The organism is Acaryochloris sp. IP29b_bin.148 (assembly GCF_028285565.1).
In the GTDB taxonomy this organism is placed as follows: domain Bacteria; phylum Cyanobacteriota; class Cyanobacteriia; order Thermosynechococcales; family Thermosynechococcaceae; genus Acaryochloris.
The window spans coordinates 1-4,923 of record NZ_JANQOY010000242.1 but is presented as its reverse complement, the minus strand read 5'-3'; the positions used below and the strand labels follow the sequence as shown (position 1 = coordinate 4,923).

Annotated in this window: 2 protein-coding genes and 1 pseudogene; 2 read left to right on the top strand and 1 reads right to left on the bottom strand. The window is 49.1% G+C overall.

The genetic code is table 11. The features are described 5' to 3' along the window. Positions 1-409: 409 nt before the first annotated feature. Positions 410-1,465: pseudogene (gene petH / locus Q0986_RS22110) on the top strand (ferredoxin--NADP reductase); the annotation flags it as partial. A gap of 206 nt (positions 1,466-1,671) precedes the next feature. On the opposite strand, the gene Q0986_RS22105 reads toward petH, so the two are convergent. Then, positions 1,672-3,237 carry an NAD(P)H-quinone oxidoreductase subunit N gene (locus Q0986_RS22105; RefSeq protein WP_299416149.1) on the bottom strand — a complete coding sequence of 522 codons (1,566 nt, stop codon included), beginning with the start codon at positions 3,235-3,237 and terminating at the stop codon, positions 1,672-1,674. Between the two features lie 399 nt (positions 3,238-3,636). Between Q0986_RS22105 and topA the strand changes: the two genes are divergently transcribed. Beyond that, the coding region (gene topA, locus Q0986_RS22100) for a type I DNA topoisomerase (protein WP_299416146.1) at positions 3,637-4,923 on the top strand (1,287 nt) is incomplete at its 3' end.

Genomic DNA, 4,923 nt, shown 5'->3' with positions numbered 1-4,923 from the left:
TGATGAACCGGCTGGCCCTGACCCAACAACCGCTACCCGAAGTGCCAAGGCGATCCTCCAAACTTTTAACAGCTACTTTGCGAATCGTATCACGGGGATCTTGACCAAACGCCATCCGCCTCTGTTCTCAAGGGTAAGTTGCAACACACCTTAACTTTTTTGTTACAGACCGAAATAATTTCGGCTATCAGTTTTATTAATAGCTCCCTAGACTTATTGCCATAAATTTAATGAGCCTATAGACATCGCTCACTGCCTAGGACTGTTTATACCGTTGCGCTTGTGCTGAGGGAGGTGGCACGAAGGACCAAATTGAAACTCAAACCCTCAGGAGTGTAAGATACACTCCTTTGAAATCACAGACATTTTATTGCAAAATATTACGACAGGTTAGCTTCGGAGAGCTTCAGAAACAATGGAAAAACCGTTCGATCGATTGAAAAAGGATTTGAGAAATCTGGCCAAAGCTGGCGCCAAAATGGTCAATCTTGACGTCCCCGAGGTTCAAGAAAAGCCCATTATTGCAGAGCCAGTTGCCGAAGCCCCCGTAACCCCTGCCCAGCCCGCTAAAAAAGCCAAGAAGAAGGACAATATCCCCGTTAACATCTACCGCCCTAAATCCCCCTATGTAGGCAAGTGCTTATCCAATGAAGGCTTGGTCCGAGAAGGCGGTGAAGGCAGAGTACAGCACCTTACGTTTGATCTGTCTGAAGGGGATCTGCGCTACATCGAAGGTCAAAGTATTGGCATTATCCCAGCTGGCACAGATGCTAACGGTAAGCCCCATAAGTTGCGCCTCTACTCCATTGCCTCTACCCGTCATGGAGACCGAGTCGATGACAAAACCATTTCTCTTTGCGTTCGCCAGTTAGAGTATGACCATCCTGAGACCGGAGAGCGGGTCTATGGCGTGTGCTCAAAATATCTCTGCGACATGCAGACCGGTGATGATGTCAAAATCACAGGTCCGGTGGGTAAGGAAATGCTGTTGCCCGACGATCCTGAAGCCAACATCATCATGATGGGAACCGGAACCGGTATTGCTCCTTTTCGAGCCTATCTGTGGCGGATGTTCAAGGAAAAGCATGAAAACTATAAGTTCAAAGGCTTAGCCTGGCTGTTCTTCGGGGTTGCCTACACCCCTAACATCCTCTACAAGCAAGAACTAGAAGAACTCCAAAGCCAATATCCTGACAACTTCCGTTTGACTTATGCCATCAGCCGGGAACAAAAGGCGGCAGATGGTAGCAAGATGTATATCCAAAGCCGGATTGCTGAACATGCCGACGAGTTGTGGAACCTGGTACAGAAAGAAAACACCCACACCTATATTTGTGGTTTGAAAGGCATGGAAGGCGGCATTGATGAAGGCATGTCTGCTGCTGCTGCTAAGCACGGTGTGGATTGGTCAGAGTATCAGCGAACCTTGAAGAAAGCCCATCGCTGGCATGTAGAAACCTACTAAATTCTCTTGGACAGAGAAAGTTAGCGATCAAAAAAGAGCCTGCCATTTGGCAGGCTCTTTTTTAGTGCTTGGCTGGAAGCCAGTTTACGCTCAAGCGTTTTCTAGGGTGAGAATAGTCGTGGATTTAACAGATTTCCCTTGAGATTGTTTATTCTGCACCAATGAAGATGTTGTGGTTATCTGATGACTGAATCGGAAAGAGCGCTTTAAAGCTCAGGAGCGATTGCAGGGGTCTCAGGATGAATGGCAACATCGATAGTTGTTGGGATTGCGGCTTGCTTAAAGCGAGGAACATCTGCAACCGAGCTATTCACAATGGTCAAGACCGGGTTGGACAGTACACCAGCTAGAGAAGTGGCAATCAGTGTGAGAACCAAACCCACCTGTAAGGGGCGCATCCCCAAAGGCTTCCAAACAATACTGGGATAATTTTTGATGACCTCAGACATATCTTGAGGCTCTTTGACCACCATCATCTTGATCACTCGAATGTAGTAGTAGATCGAGACCACACTGGTAATTAGACCCAGCAAGACCAATCCATACGCACCTGCTTGCCAGCCCGCCCAAAAGAGGTATAGCTTACCGAAGAACCCTGCTAGAGGCGGTATACCGCCAAGGGAAAGCAGGCAGAGACTCAATGCCAGCGTTAATAGGGGATCTTTGAGATACAGTCCAGCGTAATCTCCAATCTCGTCGGTTCCCGTGCGCAGCGAGAACAGAATCACGCAGGTAAAAGCGCCCAAATTCATAAACAGGTAAATCAGCAAATAGAAGACCATGCTGGCATAACCTGCTTCTGTGCCGATAACGAGGCCAATCATGACAAAGCCCGCCTGGCCAATGGAAGAATAAGCAAGCATCCGCTTCATGCTGGTTTGAGCAATGGCGACCACATTGCCAAGCACCATGCTCAAAATGGCCAGGGCCGTGAAAATGAATTGCCACTGCTCCACCAAGTTGGGGAAGGCTTGCGTTAATAAGCGAATCGCCAGGGCAAAGCCAGCTGCTTTAGATCCTACGGAAAGAAAGGCCACCACGGGTGTGGGAGAGCCTTCATACACGTCTGGAGTCCACTGGTGGAATGGTACAGCCGCAATTTTGAAGCTCACACTGGCAATCACAAATACCAGGGAAATGACCAAGGCCAGGGATTTGGATGTATCGGCTAAGGCTAAGGCAATGTCATCCAAATGGGTTTTGCCACCGGAGAGGCCGTAGAGCAGAGACAGGCCGTAAAGAAAAACGGCAGAACTGGCTGCCCCAATCAGCAAATATTTCAGAGCGGCTTCATTGGAGCGGGAATCGCGCTTCATATAACCTGTCATCAGGTAAGAGGCGATACTCAAAGTCTCCAAGGAAATAAAGATCATAACGAGCTCTTCGGCACCGCAGAGGAACATGGCTCCGACGGTGGCCGTTAACAGCACCGTCATAAATTCGCCGATGGAACTGCCCGATTGTTCGATATAGCGCACCGACATCAGGATGGTGACTAGGGTCGACAGGGCAATAATGGCTCTAAAAACAATGCTGAGATTATCGGCATGGAAGCTCCCCAGAAAACCGATGGTATTCGGCTGATCCCACTGGGTATAGAGCAGATAGAGGCAGGCTACCAAACTTGCGATCGCAAGGTATGGGGTCCATTTTGCCGATGGACGACCAAAGGTAATATCTCCAAGGAGAACAAGAATTAACGAGATCACCAAAACGCCTTCCGGCAAGATGGTAGTGGCATTGAGCTGGCTAGCGAGATTGGCAACGTCCATTAGTCAAAAGTGGTAATGTCTTTGGCGACATAAGCCAAGTCATCGAATGGTGAAATTGAATGACATGGATTATGTTGAGAATTTTAACGCGCAAGCGCCAACAACCAAGATACCAAGTTAAGGGACGTTCTGCCGGGAGAAGCGGGCTAGACTTGAGAGGCTGAAGGTTGATCACGTGACAAAAAACTTAGGGTACACTCGCAACATTTGCTATAAAAAATTTAAAAGGGTGCAGTCCAGCGCTAACCCAATCGACTAATTCAAGGTTAGGGTAGGTTCATATATCAACTCGGCCCTTAGATTAAGAATTCCTTTTTCACCTTTGTCTATCTGCATGAATTAAGTTGAGATTGGCGAAGGCAACGCACTTTTGTCCAACACTGATTCCCTATTGAGACTATGTCCACACTGGTTATTGTTGAATCTCCTACCAAGGCGAAAACAATCCGCAACTATCTGCCTTCAGGATACCGAGTCGAAGCATCGATGGGGCATGTTCGCGATTTACCCCGGACTGCATCGGAAATTCCCGCAGCAGTGAAAGGGGAAAAATGGTCTAGCTTAGGGGTCAATGTCCAGTCCGATTTTGAGCCTTTATACGTTGTCCCCAAAGACAAGAAAAAAATTGTCAAAGAGCTGAAAGAAGCCCTTAAAAATTCCGATGAGTTAGTGCTAGCGACTGACGAAGACCGAGAAGGGGAAAGTATTAGCTGGCATCTCCTACAGCTGCTAAAGCCCAAGGTGCCGACCAAGCGGATGGTCTTTCATGAAATTACGGATGAAGCGATTAAAGCGGCCTTAACCAATTGTCGCGAGGTGGATCAGCGATTGGTGCGCGCCCAAGAGACCCGCCGTATTTTAGACCGCTTGGTGGGATACACCCTATCTCCCCTGCTGTGGAAAAAGATTGCCCCTAGCTTGTCTGCAGGCCGGGTACAGTCTGTAGCAGTGCGGCTGCTCGTTAAGCGGGAGCGAGAGCGACGTGCCTTCCGTCAAGGCAGCTATTGGGACTTAAAAGCAGCCCTTAGCAAAGATAAATCGTCGTTTGAATCGCGCTTGGTGACCCTAGCTGGCAAGCGATTAGCCACAGGCAATGACTTTGATGAGAATACGGGGCAAATCATTGCAGGGCGAGATGTTGTTCTGCTGAATGAAGCAGAGACCCTGGCTTTACAAGCTCGTCTGACCGATAAAACCTGGTCTGTTGCGGGGGTGGATGAGCGCCCGTCTACTCGTAAGCCTGCGCCTCCCTTTATTACCTCTACCCTGCAGCAGGAAGCCAACCGCAAACTGAGACTATCGGCACGGGAAACTATGCGGGTGGCCCAGAGCCTGTATGAAAAAGGGTTTATCACCTATATGCGAACGGATTCGGTCAATCTGTCGCAACAGGCGATTGCTGCCGCTCGGAGCTGTGTGGAAGACCTCTACGGTAAAAACTATCTGAGTCCTGAACCCCGGCAATATAAAACCAAAAGTAAAGGGGCTCAGGAAGCCCATGAAGCGATTCGTCCGGCTGGACAAACGTTTCGTACACCCAAGGAAACAGGCCTCCAGGGGGCCGAGAGTAAGCTGTATGACCTGATTTGGAAGCGCACCGTCGCCACCCAAATGGCCGAGGCGCGCCAAACCCACATTACGGTTCACCTAGAAGTTGAAGATGCTGGGTTCCGGTCGACGGGTAAG

Coding starts and splice junctions, on each gene's coding strand:
- Q0986_RS22105 (WP_299416149.1), bottom strand. CDS start 3,237: ATGGACGTTGCCAATCTCGCTAGCCAGCTCAATGCCACTACCATCTTG.